Raw genomic sequence first — 14517 nt, 5'->3', positions numbered from 1 at the left:
TTTGAGTCTATCAACCCTCGCGCAACACTGTCAGCGGGCTCGCATTCAGAGCGCGACGCGTGCCGAACACACCGGCGCCACCAATCAGCGCGGCGCCAATCAGCGGCAGCACCAGCAGCCATGGATGCGGATGCCATGGCAGATCGAAGGCGAAGCGGTACAGCACCAGACTGACCACCTCCGAACCGATCGCCGCGAGCAGACCGCTGACCGCACCCAACAAACCGAACTCGATACGCCGCGCCTTGATCAGCAACTGCCGCTCGGCGCCCAGCGCGCGCAACAGCGCACCCTGGCGGATGCGTTCATCCAGCGTCGCTTGCAGGCCGGAGAACAGCACCGCCATCCCCGCAGCCAGAACAAACAACAACACATATTCCACCGCCAGGGTGACCTGGGCGAGGATGCTGCGTAGCTGTTCGAGCAAGGCCTCGACCTGCAGGATGGTCACCGCCGGGAAGGTCCGCGACAACTCGACGATCTGCTGATCATGCCCCGGGGCCAGATAGAAACTGGTCAGATAGGTCGCCGGCAGATCCTTCAGGGTGCCAGGCTGGAAGATCATGAAGAAGTTCGGCTGGAAGTTGTCCCAATTGATCTCGCGCAGGCTGGTGACTTTCGCTTCGCGATTGACCCCGCCAACACTGAATACCATGTGATCGCCGAGTTTGAGTTTCAGGCTTTCGGCAACCTTGCCTTCCACCGAGACCCCCGGCACATCATCGGACGGCTGGCCGCTCCACCACGAGCCGGCGGTGAGCTTGTTGCCGGCCGGCAGATCCGCCGCCCAGGTCAGGCTCAGGTCACGCTGAATGGCGCGGTCACCGGCCGAGTCCTTGCTGACGATCTGTTGTACCGCTTCGCCATTGATGCTGATCAACCGACCCGGCACCACCGGATACAACGGCGCCGCTTGCGCGGACACCTTGATCAGGTGATCGGCGAAAGCCTTTTTGTCCGCCGGGAGGATATTCAGCGCGAAGTAGTTCGGCGCATTTTTCGGTAGCTGGTTCTGCCAGGTGTCGAGCAATTCGCCGCGCAGCAGTGCGATCAGCGCCATCGACAACAGGATCAGACCGAACGCCAGCGACTGCCCGGCCGCCGCCAATGGATGCCGCAACAACTGGCCAAGGCCCAGACGCCAAGGCAACGAGGCGCGGGCCAGCATGCGGCGCAGGCTTTGCAGCAGCAACAACAGCAGGCCGCCCAGCACCAGCGCGGCGACTACGCCACCGCCAAGCAGGGCGAAGGTCAGCAGCAGATCCAGACTCAGACGCCACATGATCAGGCCCAGCGCACCCAACGCCGCGCCGTACACTATCCATGTGCTCGAGGGGATCGGCAGCATGTCGCGGCGCAACACCCGCAGCGGCGGCACGCGACCCAGTGCAGCCAAAGGCGGCAAGGCAAAACCGGCCATCGCCACCAGCCCGGTGCCAATCCCGGCCATCGCCGGAAACAGGCCGCCCGGCGGTACGTCACTTGGCAGCAAATCATGCAGCAACGCGAACAGACCCAGTTGTGCCAGCCAGCCGAGCAGGGCGCCGCTTATGGCGGCAATCAGGCCGAGCACGGTCAGTTGCAGGCTGAACAGCACCATGGTTTCCCGGCGTGACAAGCCGAGGCAGCGCAGCAAGGCACTGGCGTCGAAACGGCGACTGGCGAAACGATTGGCCGACAGCGCCACGGCCACGCCAGCCAACAACACCGCGACCAGACTGGCCATGTTCAGATAGCGCTCGGCCTTGCCCAGCGCACCGCCAATCTGCCGGTTACCGTCACGGGCATCCTGGATTCGCTGGTTTGCAGCGAGGCCCGGTTTGATCAGCTCGCGATAAGTTTCCAGCGCCTGCGGTTCGCCGCGCCACAGTTCGCGATAACTCACCCGGCTGCCCGGTTGCACCACGCCGGTGGCGGCGAGGTCCTCAAGATTGATCAACACCCGTGGCGTCAGGCTGTAGAAGTTGCCGGCGCGATCCGGCTCGTAGGTCAGCACGCGGGTCAGCTTGAGCGTCTTCATGCCGACGTCGATGCTGTCGCCGATCTTCAGATCCAGCGCGGTCAACAGACGTGCCTCGACCCAGGCTTCACCGGGTTGCGGTTCGCCGCCGACTTCTTCCTGGGCGAATGGTGCGGGCGCGCTTTTCAGCTCGCCGCGCAGAGGATACGCGCGGTCGACGGCTTTGATGCTGGATAACTGAATGCCATTGTCGGTGGCGATGACGCTGGAGAACTCCACCACTTGCGCATGATTCAGGCGCAGTTCGGTGCCGCTGCGGATTTGCTCCTCGCGGGCCGGCGAGCTGCCTTCAAGGACCAGATCGGCACCGAGAAACTCGGTAGCGCGCAGCATCATTGCGCCATTGAGGCGGGCGCCGAAGTAGCCGATCGCGGTGCTCGCCGCGACGGCCACCACCAGCGCGAAGAACAACACGCGCAATTCTCCGGCGCGGGCATCGCGCATGAGCTGGCGCAGGGCAAGGCTGAACAGACGCAACAGCGGCAGACGTGCCATCAAGGCTCCAGAGGGGCGACCAGCAGCCCGGCTTCAAGACGGATCAGGCGCCGGCAGCGATGGGCCAGGCGTTCGTCGTGAGTCACCAGCACCAGGGTGGTGCCGCGTTCCTTGTTCAATTCGAACAGCAAGTCGCTGATGCGCTCGCCGGTGTGGCTGTCGAGGTTGCCGGTCGGCTCGTCAGCGAACAGCACGTCCGGTTCGGCAGCGAAGGCGCGGGCGATGGCCACGCGTTGCTGTTCACCACCGGAGAGCTGGCGCGGCGAGTGGGTCAGGCGCTGGCCGAGGCCGACGCGCTGAAGCAATTGCGTGGCGCGCTCGCGGGCATCTTTGCGGCCATCGAGTTCAAGCGGCAACATGACGTTCTCCAGCGCATTGAGGCTGTCGAGCAACTGGAACGACTGGAAGACAAACCCGACGTGCTCGGCGCGGATTCGCGCGCGCTGGTCTTCGTCGAGATTGCTCAGGCCCTGGCCGGCGAGGGTGACTTCGCCGCTGCTCGGCAGGTCGAGGCCGGCGAGCAGGCCGAGGAGGGTGGATTTGCCGGAACCGGACGCGCCGACGATGGCCAGGCTGTCGCCCTTGTTCAGTTCCAGGCTGAGTTCGTGCAGGATAGTCAGTTCACCTTCCGCGCTAGGGACCACTTTGCTGAGGTTCTTCGCGGTGAGAATGCTTGCGCCCATGGAGAATCCGATGCGTGTATGGTTTTTGAGTGCTGGCCTGGCCTTGATGTGCATGGCCCAGAACGCAGCGGCGGGTACTGTCCTGATCGTTGGCGATAGTATCAGCGCCGGTTTCGGCCTGGATACCCGTCTGGGGTGGGTCTCGCTGCTCGAGCAGCGCCTCAAACAAGAGGGTTTCGACGATAAAGTGGTCAACGCCTCGATCAGTGGCGACACCAGTGCCGGAGGCCAGGCGCGGCTGCCGGCGCTGCTTGCAGAGCATAAGCCGGAGTTGGTGATCCTCGAGCTGGGTGGCAATGACGGCCTGCGCGGGATGCCGCCAACGCAATTGCAACAAAATCTTGCTTCGATGATCGACAGCTCGCGGCAGAGCGGCGCGAAAGTGCTGCTGCTCGGCATGCAGTTGCCACCCAATTATGGCAAGCGCTACACCGATTCGTTCGCTGAGGTTTACGGCAAGCTCGCCGTAGAGAAAAACATCCCGTTGGTGCCGTTTTTTCTCGAAGGTGTCGGTGGTCATCCGGACCTGATGCAGGCCGACGGTCTGCACCCGGCGGCGGGGGCTCAGGGCAAGTTGCTGGAAAATGTCTGGCCGACGCTAAAACCGCTGTTATGAGGCTTTTCTAGAGGCAGGCTTTCGGCTAATGTGGCGCCCCCTAATTTGGAGCCCCCGATGCCGCGTCCTGCCTGGTCCCTGTTTGCCTACCAACTGATCGAGCCTGACGAGCAGCTGGATCTGTTCGCCTGCCAGGAAGTGCGGGTGCATCTGGTGACGCGTCAGCTGGAACTCGGTGGCTCGGCCGATCGCACGCTGTGCGGCACGCTGCTGCCGGCGCAACCGCGCTGGTCGAATGTTGATCGGCGGGTGTTCCAGGATCAGCGTCTGTGCTCGCTGTGCCGGGCGATTCTTGAATCGCAGAAGCGCGGTACGTCGCCGATCTGGCCCGAGCTTCGATTCGAACTTTAAGATCAAAAGATCGCAGCCTCGTTGCACTCGTCAGCTCCTACAGGGATGCGTTGCAAATGTAGGAGCTGACGAGTGCAACGAGGCTGCGATCTTTCAGGGCGCGACACGGTCTATCGGCGTGTCTCCCGAATCCCCAAGCCGCGGTGTACAATCGCGTCCTTATACCCTTGATGATCATGCGAAGGATTTTCCGGATGTTGCCGCGCTTTCCTGCCGTCACCCGCTGCCTGTCACTTGCCGCCCTGTGTGTGGCCGGCCCCGTTGCTGCATTGGAGCTTCCCCTGCCACCACCCGGCGAAGACATCGTCGGCCAGGTGCAGGTGATCAAAGCCAAGTACGAAGACACCTTCGCCGATCTGGGTACCACCTACGATCTGGGTTATTCGGAAATGGTTGCGGCCAACCCGGGCATCGATGCCTGGCTGCCGGGCGCCGGTACCGAGATCGTCCTGCCGACGCGCTTCATCCTGCCACCGGGCCCGCGGGAAGGCATCGTCATCAACCTCGCCGAATACCGCCTCTATTACTATCCGAAAGGCCGTGACGTGGTGTACACCTTCCCGCTGGGTATCGGCCGTGAAGGCTGGGGCTCGCCGATCGCGCACACCTCGATCATCGCCAAGACACCGAACCCGACGTGGACGCCTCCGGCTTCGATCAAGGCCGAACACGCCGCTGACGGTGATCCGCTGCCCAATGTGGTGCCGGCCGGTCCTGATAACCCGCTAGGCCCGTTCAAGTTCACCCTCGGCACGCCGGGCTACCTGATCCACGGTTCGAACAAGAAGTTCGGTATCGGCATGCGCACCAGCCACGGCTGCTTCCGCATGTTCAACAACAACGTGCTGGAAATGGCCGGCATGGTCCCGGTCGGCACCTCGGTGCGCATCATCAACGACCCGTACAAGTTCGGTCGCAGTGGCGGCAAGGTCTATCTGGAAGCGCACACGCCGCTCGACGACAAGGGCAACCCGTCGGTGGTCGACAAGCACACGGCGGTAATCAACGCGATGCTCAAGCGTGAAGACATCACCAGCAACCTGCGCATGAACTGGGATGTGGTGCGTGATGTGGTTGCGGCCGAAGATGGCCTGCCGGTAGAGATCGCCGTGCCGAATACCTCGGCGCCAATGGTGAGCAGTGCACCGATCGACCTGCAGCAATAAGCGCTGATTGAAAACCCGCCGATGCGAGCAGCGTCGGCGGGTTTTTTATTGCCCGGAGAAAAGCACCGGGCACAAAAAAGCCGACCCGGAAAACCGGATCGGCTCGATAACAATCCCGAGGGATTATTACTTGCGGCTAGCTTTTTCCAGCATGCGCAGAGCACGCTCGTTAGCTTCGTCAGCAGTCTGTTGTGCTTTTTGAGCAGCAGCCAGAGCTTCATCAGCTTTACGGTAAGCTTCGTCTGCACGAGCCTGGGAGCGAGCAGCTGCGTCTTCAGTAGCGGTCAGACGTGCTTCGGTTTCTTTCGATGCGCTGCTGCAACCGGTAGCCAGAACTGCGGCCAGAGCCAGAGCAGAGAATTTCAGAACGTTGTTCATCGTGTTCCCCTTCAAGGACTTTCAAATTAAGTGGCTGTCTCCTCACGATTGAGGAAATAGCCGGCGTACATACTACCCATTACTTGTAGTAAGTAAACTGACGTAGCGCAAGAAGCAAAAAAAATTGTAGGCGTTGATTCTTTTTCGAGCAACTTTTAACTGCGCTGTATAAAAAATATCCAGCTGCAAGCCCCGGCGTGAGCGACTCAAACGGGAAAAGTTCCCGCGCTCGCGCGCTGTTTTTGCGACTTCGGCTAAAGTCTTTCTAAATGAATTCGTCCACACTTTTGTTCAGGTTCTGCGAAGCGCTTCGCGTATCTTTGTTGATGTACAGGTGACTTTAAAAAAGGTCGCACGTCTTAAGTCTCAACATTCCGGCAATGTTCAGGCAAACGGCACGCAAAGATTGTCTTGCGGCCGAACCTGCGACCATCGATGCCAATGCACGCAAACCATCCGATGACGAGCGTACCTTGAGCATTTTCGCCAATGGTGCCTACTATTCAGCAGGTGTCAGATTGCGCGAGATCGGTGTGGCTCTTCTCAGTGTCCATCAGGCACGGGGTGGCGTAGATGTTCCTTCGCCGGAAAAACATCGGTAAGGTAGGGGTCACAATTCAAGACCCGCGAGGAGTAGTGATGAGCGAGGCGTTGTCCATCCACCATGACCAGGCTGGTCATCAATTCGAGACCACTGTGGACGGTCATCGTGCTTACCTGACCTACATGGATCTGGGCAAGCAGACCCTGGATATCTACCGCACCTTCGTGCCCAATGCCCTGCGCGGCCGTGGCATTGCCGCAGCGCTGACCGAACGCGCGCTGCAATACGCCGAAGAAATGGGCTACACGGTGATCCCGTCATGCTCCTACGTCGAGCGCTATATGGAACGTCATCAGCGCCGCGCTGCGAAGATCTGAACCGCACACACAAAAACGCCGGACAATGTCCGGCGTTTTTTTATGCGCGTAAAACGCAGCTTACGTGCGCTGACGCTTCGGCAATACGTCCTTGAGCTTGGCGTGCATGCTGCGCAAGGTGTTTTCGGTGGCGGACCAATCGATGCAGGCATCGGTGATCGACACGCCGTATTGCAGGTCGGCGAGATCCTTTGGAATCGCCTGGCAGCCCCAGTTCAGGTGGCTTTCAACCATCAGGCCGATGATCGACTGGTTGCCTTCGAGGATCTGGTTGGCGACGTTCTCCATCACCAGCGGTTGCAGGGCCGGGTCCTTGTTGGAGTTGGCGTGGCTGCAGTCGACCATGATGTTCGGCTTGATCTTCGCCTTGTTCAGCGCCTGCTCGCAGAGCGCAACGCTGACCGAATCATAGTTCGGCTTGCCATTACCGCCGCGCAGCACCACGTGACCATAGGCGTTGCCCTTGGTGGTGACGATCGACACGCCACCTTCCTGGTTGATGCCGAGGAAACGGTGCGGGCTGGACACCGACTGCAAGGCGTTGATCGCCACGGTCAGGCCGCCGTCGGTGCCGTTCTTGAAGCCGACGGCCGAAGACAGGCCGGAAGCCATTTCGCGGTGAGTCTGCGATTCGGTGGTACGCGCGCCGATGGCCGACCAGCTGATCAGATCCTGCAGATACTGCGGGGAGATCGGGTCGAGGGCTTCGGTCGCGGTCGGCAGGCCTTTATCGGCCAGGTCGAGCAGCAACTGACGACCGATGTGCAGACCGTCCTGAATCTTGAACGAGTCGTCCAGATACGGATCGTTGATCAGACCTTTCCAGCCGACGGTGGTGCGCGGCTTCTCGAAATACACACGCATGACCAGATACAGCGTGTCGGAGACTTCCTCGGCCAGCACCTTGAGGCGATCGGCGTATTCGTGGGCAGCCTTGATGTCGTGAATCGAGCACGGGCCGATCACGACGAACAGACGGTGGTCGGTGCCATCGAGAATGTTGCGAATGACTTCGCGGCCCTTGGTGACGGTGCGCAGGGCGGCGTCGCTCAGGGGGATATCACGCTTGAGCTGATCGGGAGTGATCAGGGTCTCGTTAGAGGCGACGTTTAGGTCGTTGATCGGTAAATCAGCCATCGTTTACTCGTCAGGTCACGGGTGCCGGCCGCCAGCGATCCCCGCGCGGCGGAGCACAGCAGATTTAGCGCGTCGGGGGAGCCGAACCTTAGCGCGTCAGAGGCGGCTCGACAATGGGCAAACTGTGCTTTAGTCCAGCGCTGGCTGCGCGAAAGCCTTGCGCAAGTTGTCGTGGGAGAACTCTTCGGCGTGCTCCTCGACCCATTGCAGGGCCAGCGCCTGACTTTCCTGCAGGTCGTCGTGGCTGTCCTGCATGCGCGAATAGCGTTCGATCTGACACACCTGCTCACCCATTCGCGCGCTGAACAGGGTCTGTTCGTCAGTGAAGGCGATGCCCACCAGATAGCCTTTTTTACGGCGCAGACACCAGGCCACGTAGCCCGGGCAACAGAAGTCGGCATTCAGCGTCGGCATGCGTACTTGCAGTGCAGTGCCGTGGCGCCAGGCGCGGTGGTAATTGCAAGCAATGCCGCCGAGGCTGATAGTGTGCAGCTGTTGTCTGGAAATGCATTCAGGCTTGAGTAACGTCAATTCAACCGGCACTTCGTCCGGATGAGGAATGAAACGTCCCATGAGCACAGACTCCCTGTGTCGGCCATCTGACATTGTTTCCCCCAGTATAGTGGTCGAATCCGAGCTGACCGACTTCGACGCCGACCAGCGGCTGCTGGCGATGCGCGGGGTTTCTCTGGTGATCTTCACCAGCGTCGGCTGCGCCAGTTGTCGTTATGCCCGCGAGGTGTTGCCGGGATTGCCGCTGGCTATCGATCGGCTGTGCTGGATTGACGCCGGCGACAATGGCGGGCTGGTCGAGCGTTATCAGGTGTTTCATTTGCCGGCGCTGTTTGTGGTGCGCGACGGCGAGTTCTTTGGCGCAGTGCACACTCGCCTGACGGTTGATCAACTCAACCAGGCGGTGGCGCAATCGCTGAGTCGAATTGCAGAGGAGTTGCCATGAGCGAGACAGTCAGCAAACCGGTGGTGGGGATTATCGGTACCGGTGCAATCGGTGGGTTTTACGGGGTGATGCTGGCGCGTGCCGGTTTCGACGTGCACTTTTTGTTGCGCAGCGAATTCTCGGCGGTGGCTGAGCGCGGTTTGCAGATCAACAGTGCGGTGCACGGGCCGTTGACGCTGCATCCGGCCAATGCCTATTCCGCTGCCGAAGACATGCCGCCCTGTGACTGGCTGCTGGTCGGCACCAAGACGACCAGCAACGCCGGTCTGGCCCCGGCGATCATTCAGGCCGCCAAGCCTGACGCCAAGGTGCTGTTGCTGCAGAACGGTCTGGATGTCGAAGACAGCCTGCGGCCGCTGTTGCCGGATTCGCTGCATCTGCTCGGTGGTCTGTGCCTGATCTGCGTGCACCGCGAGGGGCCGGGGCAGATTACCCATCAGGCCCTTGGCGCGGTGAATGTCGGTTATCACAGCGGCTCGGCCATTGATGAAGTAGCGCGCATGGCGATCGTGGAGGAGGGAGCCGGACTGTTCCGTGCCGCCGGCATCGACTCGCAGGCGATGGCCAACCTGCATCAGGCGCGCTGGCAGAAACTGGTGTGGAATATTCCCTATAACGGCCTTTCGGTATTGCTCGGCGCGGGAACCGAAGCGCTGATGGCTGATGCTGACAGCCGCGTGTCGATTCAGGCACTGATGGCGGAAGTGGTGCTGGGCGCCAAGGCCTGTGGATACGAGATCCCGCCCGGCTATGCCGAGTACCTGTTCACCATGACCGAGAAAATGCCCGATTACTGGCCGAGCATGTACCACGACTTTGCACACAAACGCCCGCTGGAGCTGGAGGCGATTTACGCTCGGCCACTGGCGGCGGCGAAAGCGGCGGGCTGCGAGTTGCCGCGCATCGAGGCGCTGTATCGCCATTTGGGTTTTATCGACCGACGCAATACCTGAGTCGGTTGTTCTGGGGGAAGGCATGGCCAATAACATCGATGACAAACTGGTGCTGGCGATTTCCTCGCGCGCCTTGTTCGACCTGAGCGAAAGCCACAAGGTCTACCTGTCGAGCGGCGTCGAAGCCTATCGGCAATATCAGATCGAGCACGAGGACGAAATCCTCGCGCCGGGCGATGCGTTCCCGCTGGTGGAAAAACTCCTGAGCCTGAACAGCCGCCTCGGTCGCGCGCGGGTCGAGGTGATTCTGGTTTCCCGTAACAGCGCCGACACCGGGCTGCGCGTGTTCAATTCGATTCATCATTACGGCCTGGCGATTTCTCGTGCGGCGTTCGTCGGTGGGCGCAGTCCGTACCCTTATCTGAAAGCGTTTGGCTGCGACCTGTTTCTCTCGACCCACGCCGAAGACGTGCGTGCGGCGCTGGACGCCGGGTTCGCCGCCGCCACGATTCTGTCCGGTGGCGCGAGCCGTGCGGCCAGTGATGAATTACGTATTGCCTTCGACGGTGACGCGGTGATCTTTTCCGACGAGTCCGAGCGCGTCTATCAGTCCGGCGGCCTGGAAGCGTTTCAGGCCAAGGAACGCGAATCGGCACGCGAGCCATTGCGTGGTGGGCCGTTCAAGGGCTTCCTGGCAGCGCTCAATCTGTTGCAGCGCGAGTTTCCCGATGACGATTGCCCGATCCGCACGGCGCTGGTGACTGCGCGTTCGGCGCCGGCCCATGAGCGAGTGATTCGCACACTGCGGGAATGGGATATCCGCCTCGATGAATCGCTGTTTCTCGGTGGCCTGACCAAATCGGCGTTCCTCGAAGCCTTCGCCGCTGACGTGTTCTTCGATGACCAGACCGGTCATTGCGAGCTGGCTCGCGAAGTGGTCGCCACCGGCCACGTGCCCCATGGCATCAGCAACGAACCGCCGATCTAGAGCCTTTTCATTCAGGACGTTGCGTCGCACGTCGTACTCGCCAAGGCACTGCTAAGCTGAATCAATCTCCGCCATCGTTGGCTCGCGAGGAGGTCCCATGATTCGCTCAATGCTGTATGCCACCGACCTCGGTCTGTACGCACCGTTCGTGATGCAGCATGCCCTGGCCTTGGCGCGCACCTTCAATGCCGATCTGTATGTAGTACACGCGGTGGAACCCATGGGCCTGTTTGCCGAGTCAGTGCTGCAAAGCTATCTCGACGAACAGGCATTGAACGAATTCCATAGTCAGGGTCTGAAAACAGTCATTGCCAATATCGAACAACGGGTGCTCGACAGCTTTCGTGAAGAACTGGGGGACGACGGCGAACAGGATCTGCAGCGCATTCGCGCGGTGCGCGTGCTGCAGGGTGATCCGTCGCAGGTGATTCTCGACCAGGTGCACAAGCTCTCGGTCGATCTGCTGATCGTTGGCAGTCACAGCCATGGCGTCGGCGCGGAAACGCCGTTGGGGCGCACGGCGGCGCGGGTCCTGCAGTTGGCCAAGGTGCCGGTCTATCTGGTGCCGCTGATGGAGCGCCGGCGGCGGGAGGATCGTTGAAGCAGGAATAATGGCGTTTTGATAAAAAAGTTCTAGATTTATTCTTCGAACCATTAATATAGTTATATACCGTCGCTGATGCCCGTGGCGTCTACCTGCTTTGAGGGATTGATATGAAGCTTCAACAACTGCGCTACATCTGGGAAGTGGCGCACCACGACCTCAACGTTTCCGCTACCGCTCAAAGCCTGTACACCTCGCAACCGGGCATCAGTAAGCAGATCCGCCTGCTGGAAGACGAGCTGGGCGTCGAAGTCTTCGCCCGCAGCGGCAAGCACCTGACCCGCGTCACCCCGGCCGGCGAGCGCATCATCACCACCGCCGGCGAGATTCTGCGCAAAGTCGAAAGCATCAAGCAGATTGCCCAGGAATTCTCCAACGAGAAAAAGGGCACCCTGTCGATCGCCACCACCCACACCCAGGCGCGTTATGCGCTGCCGCCGGTGATCAGCAATTTCATCAAGCAATACCCGGACGTGGCCCTGCACATGCATCAGGGCTCGCCGATGCAGATCGCCGAAATGGCCGCTGACGGCACCGTCGATTTCGCTATTGCCACTGAAGCGCTGGAGCTATTCGGTGATCTGGTGATGATGCCGTGCTATCGCTGGAACCGCTGCGTGGTCGTACCCCACGGCCACCCGCTGACCAAGCTGCCGAAGCTGACCCTCGAAGCGCTGGCCGAATATCCGATTGTTACTTACGTGTTCGGTTTCACCGGCCGTTCCAAGCTCGATGAAGCCTTCAGCCATCGTGGCCTGACGCCGAAAGTGGTGTTCACCGCTGCTGACGCCGACGTGATCAAAACCTACGTGCGTCTGGGGCTGGGCGTGGGCATCGTGGCTAAAATGGCCGTCGATACCAAACTCGATAACGACCTGGTGGTGCTGGATGCCAGCGAGCTGTTCGAGTCGAGCATCACCAAGATCGGTTTCCGTCGTGGCACTTTCCTGCGTGGCTTCATGTGCGATTTCATCGAGAAATTCGCCCCGCACCTGACCCGCGAAGTCATGGCCAAGGCCATTCAGTGCCACAACAAGCAAGAGCTCGAAGAGCTGTTCGACGGCGTCGAACTGCCCGTTCACTAAGCACCCGCTTCAGAGCACCTCGGTGACAGCAAATTGTTGCCGGGTGCCCGCCACCAGAATCTCCACCTCATCGCCCGCGAACTTGCCCAGCAGACTTTTGCCCAGCGGCGAGCGTGGGGTGATGACGGTGATCGGCTGACCCACCACGTCGACTTTCAACCCCGCCGCATCGGGCGCTAGAAACAGCCATTGCTCGCGACCCTTTTCGTCCTCCAGGCCGAGCAGGGCGCCGACTTCGATGCCGCGGTTTTCGTCGTAGGCACGCAACGTCAGGTTCTGGCACAGCGCTAATGACTGACGAATCTCCTCAACCCGTTTCGCCTGACCCGCCGCCAGATATGACGCTTCCAGCCCCAGCGTGTCGTACTTGTTTTCGGCGATGTTTTCTTCGTGGGTCGCGGTTTCGTAAGCGGTTTGCGCAGCGCGTTCGGCGATGTCGAGGTCGATGCGCAGCTTGTCGAGAATCAACTGGTGGACGCTGTGTTTGTTCATGATCAATCGCAGAATTGCAAAACGTTGGCGCGGCTCTTTTCCGTCGGCGCGGTCTGGTCCTGCTGCAGCCAGAACTGGCATTTCGGGTTCGACGCATTGCGCGAATTGGCGCGCGCCTGATCCAGTCGGGCCTGCTGTTCATTCTTGCGCAGGTTTTCTTCGTACCGTTGGAACAGCGGACTTTGCGGCGGAATGTCCGGCTGAACCTGCACGGGCGCCACAGCCGGGGGATTGACGCGCTGCTGCACCGCTTGCGCGACAGGGGCCATCTGCTCGGGAAAGATAAAGCGCGAAAGCAGCCAGCAGGTCAGCGCAATCGCCAGGAACCCCAGCCACAGGCCCAGCGCGATGCTGCCGGTCAGATGCAGCGCGCTAAGCTGAACAGGCAAGGGACGACGCGGATTCGGACGGTAGGGCATGGCGGCCTCCTGGCGGATGGTTGCGGGCAAGTGGCGATTGTCGCACGAAGATTAATCGCCGTCGGCTCTTCTGCGCGAGCGCATTTATGCGGACAATCGAGGTCTTTTGCCAACGGGAGAACGGCATGCCTGAAGCGAAACCCCGCTGGGACATTTTCTGCACCGTGGTCGATAACTTCGGTGACATCGGCGTGACCTGGCGCCTGGCCCGGCAACTGGTGGCCGAACATGCCTTGCCGGTGCGCCTGTGGGTGGATGATCTACGCGCGTTCGAGCGCCTCTGTCCTGAGATCGATGTCGATGTTGTGCAGCAATGGCAGCAGGGCGTCGAGGTGCGTCAGTGGCCGAGCGAATGGCCGCACGCCGAGGCGGCCGACGTAGTCATCGCCGCCTTCGCCTGTCAGTTGCCCACTGATTACATGGACAGCATGGCTGCGCGGGAAACGCGGCCGCTGTGGCTCAACCTCGATTATCTCAGCGCCGAAGACTGGGTCACCGGCTGCCATGGCTTGCCGTCGGTGAAATACAAATCGGTGCAGAAGTTCTTCTTCTTTCCGGGCTTCAAGCCGGGCACCGGTGGCCTGCTGCGCGAATGCGGACTGCTCGAACAGCGTCGGCAGTTTCAGCAGGATCGACCGGCTCAGCGACATTTCCTGCAAGGTCTGGGTATTGATCCCGCGCCCGATGCGCAATTGATCTCGCTGTTTGCTTATGAAAATGCCGGGCTGGCCAGTTGGCTGGACGTGCTGGCGGCCGATGCGCGGCCGACTCACCTGCTGGTGCCGGAAGGGCGGATTCTCGGCGATGTGGCGCGCTGGCTGGGCGTGGAAACCTTGATGGTCGGTGCGATTCATGTGCGCGAGTCCCTGACCGTGCAAGTGCTGCCGTTCGTCCGTCAGGATCAATACGACCACCTGCTCTGGTGTTGCGATTTCAACGCGGTGCGCGGTGAAGACTCATTCGTGCGCGCGCAATGGGCGGGGCGGCCGATGCTCTGGCACATCTATCAGCAGGACGATGACATCCATCTGGACAAGCTCGACGCTTTCCTCGCGCTCTACACTCACGGCCTTTCCCCCGCTGCGGCGCAGGCGATGAACGGTCTGTGGCGAGCGTGGAGCGCCGGGCAACCGATCGGCGAGCACTGGCTGGCGGTGCGAAATCATTGGCCGGAACTCGAGGAAAATGCCGAGGCATGGTGTCTGGAACAGGCCTTGCAGGCGGATCTTGCCACGGCGCTGGTACAGTTTTATGTAAATTGGATATGATACGCGGCCTAGATTTTTGTAAATCCCATCCAAATTCGGATAT

At 60.7% G+C, this 14517-nt stretch carries 17 protein-coding genes; 10 read left to right on the top strand and 7 right to left on the bottom strand.

Annotated elements, in window-relative coordinates; genetic code table 11:
- Positions 1 to 10: 10 nt before the first annotated feature.
- Both ACZ9BE_RS16180 and ACZ9BE_RS16175 read right to left on the bottom strand, forming a co-directional pair.
- A complete protein-coding gene (locus ACZ9BE_RS16180; protein WP_476249690.1) occupies positions 11 to 2515 on the bottom strand; it encodes an ABC transporter permease in 2505 nt (834 codons plus the stop codon).
- The gene (locus tag ACZ9BE_RS16175; RefSeq protein WP_016770883.1) at positions 2515 to 3198 is read right to left on the bottom strand and encodes an ABC transporter ATP-binding protein; all 684 of its coding nucleotides are present in this window, start codon (positions 3196 to 3198) and stop codon (positions 2515 to 2517) included. Before ACZ9BE_RS16175 ends, ACZ9BE_RS16180 begins: the two co-directional genes overlap by 1 nt.
- Positions 3199 to 3208: 10 nt before the next feature.
- On the opposite strand from ACZ9BE_RS16175, the gene ACZ9BE_RS16170 reads away from it, so the two are divergent.
- From ACZ9BE_RS16170 to ACZ9BE_RS16160, 3 genes are all read left to right on the top strand, one after another.
- Positions 3209 to 3814 carry an arylesterase gene (locus ACZ9BE_RS16170; RefSeq protein WP_056788467.1) on the top strand — a complete coding sequence of 202 codons (606 nt, stop codon included), beginning with the start codon at positions 3209 to 3211 and terminating at the stop codon, positions 3812 to 3814.
- A 57-nt stretch (positions 3815 to 3871) separates the two neighbouring features.
- On the top strand, positions 3872 to 4165 hold the full coding sequence (locus tag ACZ9BE_RS16165) for a hypothetical protein (RefSeq protein WP_016770881.1): 294 nt from the start codon (positions 3872 to 3874) through the stop codon (positions 4163 to 4165).
- Positions 4166 to 4359: 194 nt separating this feature from the next.
- Positions 4360 to 5331 carry a L,D-transpeptidase family protein gene (locus ACZ9BE_RS16160; RefSeq protein WP_024013783.1) on the top strand — a complete coding sequence of 324 codons (972 nt, stop codon included), beginning with the start codon at positions 4360 to 4362 and terminating at the stop codon, positions 5329 to 5331.
- 126 nt (positions 5332 to 5457) lie between these two features.
- Here the strand turns inward: ACZ9BE_RS16160 and oprI are convergent, their stop codons facing one another.
- Positions 5458 to 5709: an outer membrane lipoprotei OprI gene (oprI, locus tag ACZ9BE_RS16155; RefSeq protein ID WP_003183784.1), complete on the bottom strand. Its 252-nt coding sequence runs from the start codon at positions 5707 to 5709 to the stop codon at positions 5458 to 5460.
- Between the two features lie 639 nt (positions 5710 to 6348).
- Between oprI and ACZ9BE_RS16150 the strand changes: the two genes are divergently transcribed.
- Positions 6349 to 6630 (top strand): GNAT family N-acetyltransferase, encoded by a 282-nt coding sequence (locus ACZ9BE_RS16150; RefSeq protein ID WP_016770879.1) that lies wholly within the window; start codon positions 6349 to 6351, stop codon positions 6628 to 6630.
- Between the two features lie 60 nt (positions 6631 to 6690).
- Here the strand turns inward: ACZ9BE_RS16150 and ACZ9BE_RS16145 are convergent, their stop codons facing one another.
- Positions 6691 to 7767 (bottom strand): 3-deoxy-7-phosphoheptulonate synthase, encoded by a 1077-nt coding sequence (locus ACZ9BE_RS16145; RefSeq protein WP_476249689.1) that lies wholly within the window; start codon positions 7765 to 7767, stop codon positions 6691 to 6693.
- A gap of 129 nt (positions 7768 to 7896) precedes the next feature.
- Positions 7897 to 8340, bottom strand: coding sequence for a PilZ domain-containing protein (locus tag ACZ9BE_RS16140; RefSeq protein ID WP_476249688.1), 444 nt, complete (start codon positions 8338 to 8340; stop codon positions 7897 to 7899).
- On the opposite strand from ACZ9BE_RS16140, the gene ACZ9BE_RS16135 reads away from it, so the two are divergent.
- The 5 genes from ACZ9BE_RS16135 (at position 8339) to cysB (ending at position 12295) form a co-directional block, all read left to right on the top strand.
- Positions 8339 to 8725 carry a thioredoxin family protein gene (locus tag ACZ9BE_RS16135; RefSeq protein WP_041478405.1) on the top strand — a complete coding sequence of 129 codons (387 nt, stop codon included), beginning with the start codon at positions 8339 to 8341 and terminating at the stop codon, positions 8723 to 8725. The genes ACZ9BE_RS16140 and ACZ9BE_RS16135 overlap by 2 nt on opposite strands.
- Positions 8722 to 9678, top strand: coding sequence for a putative 2-dehydropantoate 2-reductase (locus ACZ9BE_RS16130; RefSeq protein ID WP_150742517.1), 957 nt, complete (start codon positions 8722 to 8724; stop codon positions 9676 to 9678). The genes ACZ9BE_RS16135 and ACZ9BE_RS16130 overlap by 4 nt, the downstream gene beginning before the upstream one ends.
- Before the next feature lie 22 nt (positions 9679 to 9700).
- Complete coding sequence (locus ACZ9BE_RS16125; RefSeq protein WP_024013777.1) at positions 9701 to 10606, top strand: 5'-nucleotidase; 906 nt, start codon at positions 9701 to 9703, stop codon at positions 10604 to 10606.
- A gap of 97 nt (positions 10607 to 10703) precedes the next feature.
- Positions 10704 to 11207, top strand: coding sequence for a universal stress protein (locus ACZ9BE_RS16120; RefSeq protein ID WP_016770874.1), 504 nt, complete (start codon positions 10704 to 10706; stop codon positions 11205 to 11207).
- 113 nt (positions 11208 to 11320) lie between these two features.
- Positions 11321 to 12295, top strand: coding sequence for an HTH-type transcriptional regulator CysB (gene cysB, locus ACZ9BE_RS16115; protein WP_016770873.1), 975 nt, complete (start codon positions 11321 to 11323; stop codon positions 12293 to 12295).
- A 9-nt stretch (positions 12296 to 12304) separates the two neighbouring features.
- On the opposite strand, the gene ACZ9BE_RS16110 is transcribed toward cysB, so the two are convergent.
- Together ACZ9BE_RS16110 and ACZ9BE_RS16105 are read right to left on the bottom strand one after the other, a co-directional pair.
- On the bottom strand, positions 12305 to 12787 hold the full coding sequence (locus ACZ9BE_RS16110) for a GreA/GreB family elongation factor (RefSeq protein ID WP_024013776.1): 483 nt from the start codon (positions 12785 to 12787) through the stop codon (positions 12305 to 12307).
- Positions 12788 to 12789: 2 nt separating this feature from the next.
- Positions 12790 to 13206 (bottom strand): hypothetical protein, encoded by a 417-nt coding sequence (locus ACZ9BE_RS16105; RefSeq protein ID WP_353187513.1) that lies wholly within the window; start codon positions 13204 to 13206, stop codon positions 12790 to 12792.
- A gap of 125 nt (positions 13207 to 13331) precedes the next feature.
- Between ACZ9BE_RS16105 and earP the strand changes: the two genes are divergently transcribed.
- Positions 13332 to 14474: an elongation factor P maturation arginine rhamnosyltransferase EarP gene (gene earP, locus ACZ9BE_RS16100; RefSeq protein ID WP_353187512.1), complete on the top strand. Its 1143-nt coding sequence runs from the start codon at positions 13332 to 13334 to the stop codon at positions 14472 to 14474.
- Positions 14475 to 14517: the final 43 nt, after the last annotated feature.

Source organism: Pseudomonas sp. TE9122, from assembly GCF_056278925.1.
The sequence above is the reverse complement of the archived record's forward strand: the minus strand, read 5'-3'. Positions and strand labels throughout refer to the sequence as shown.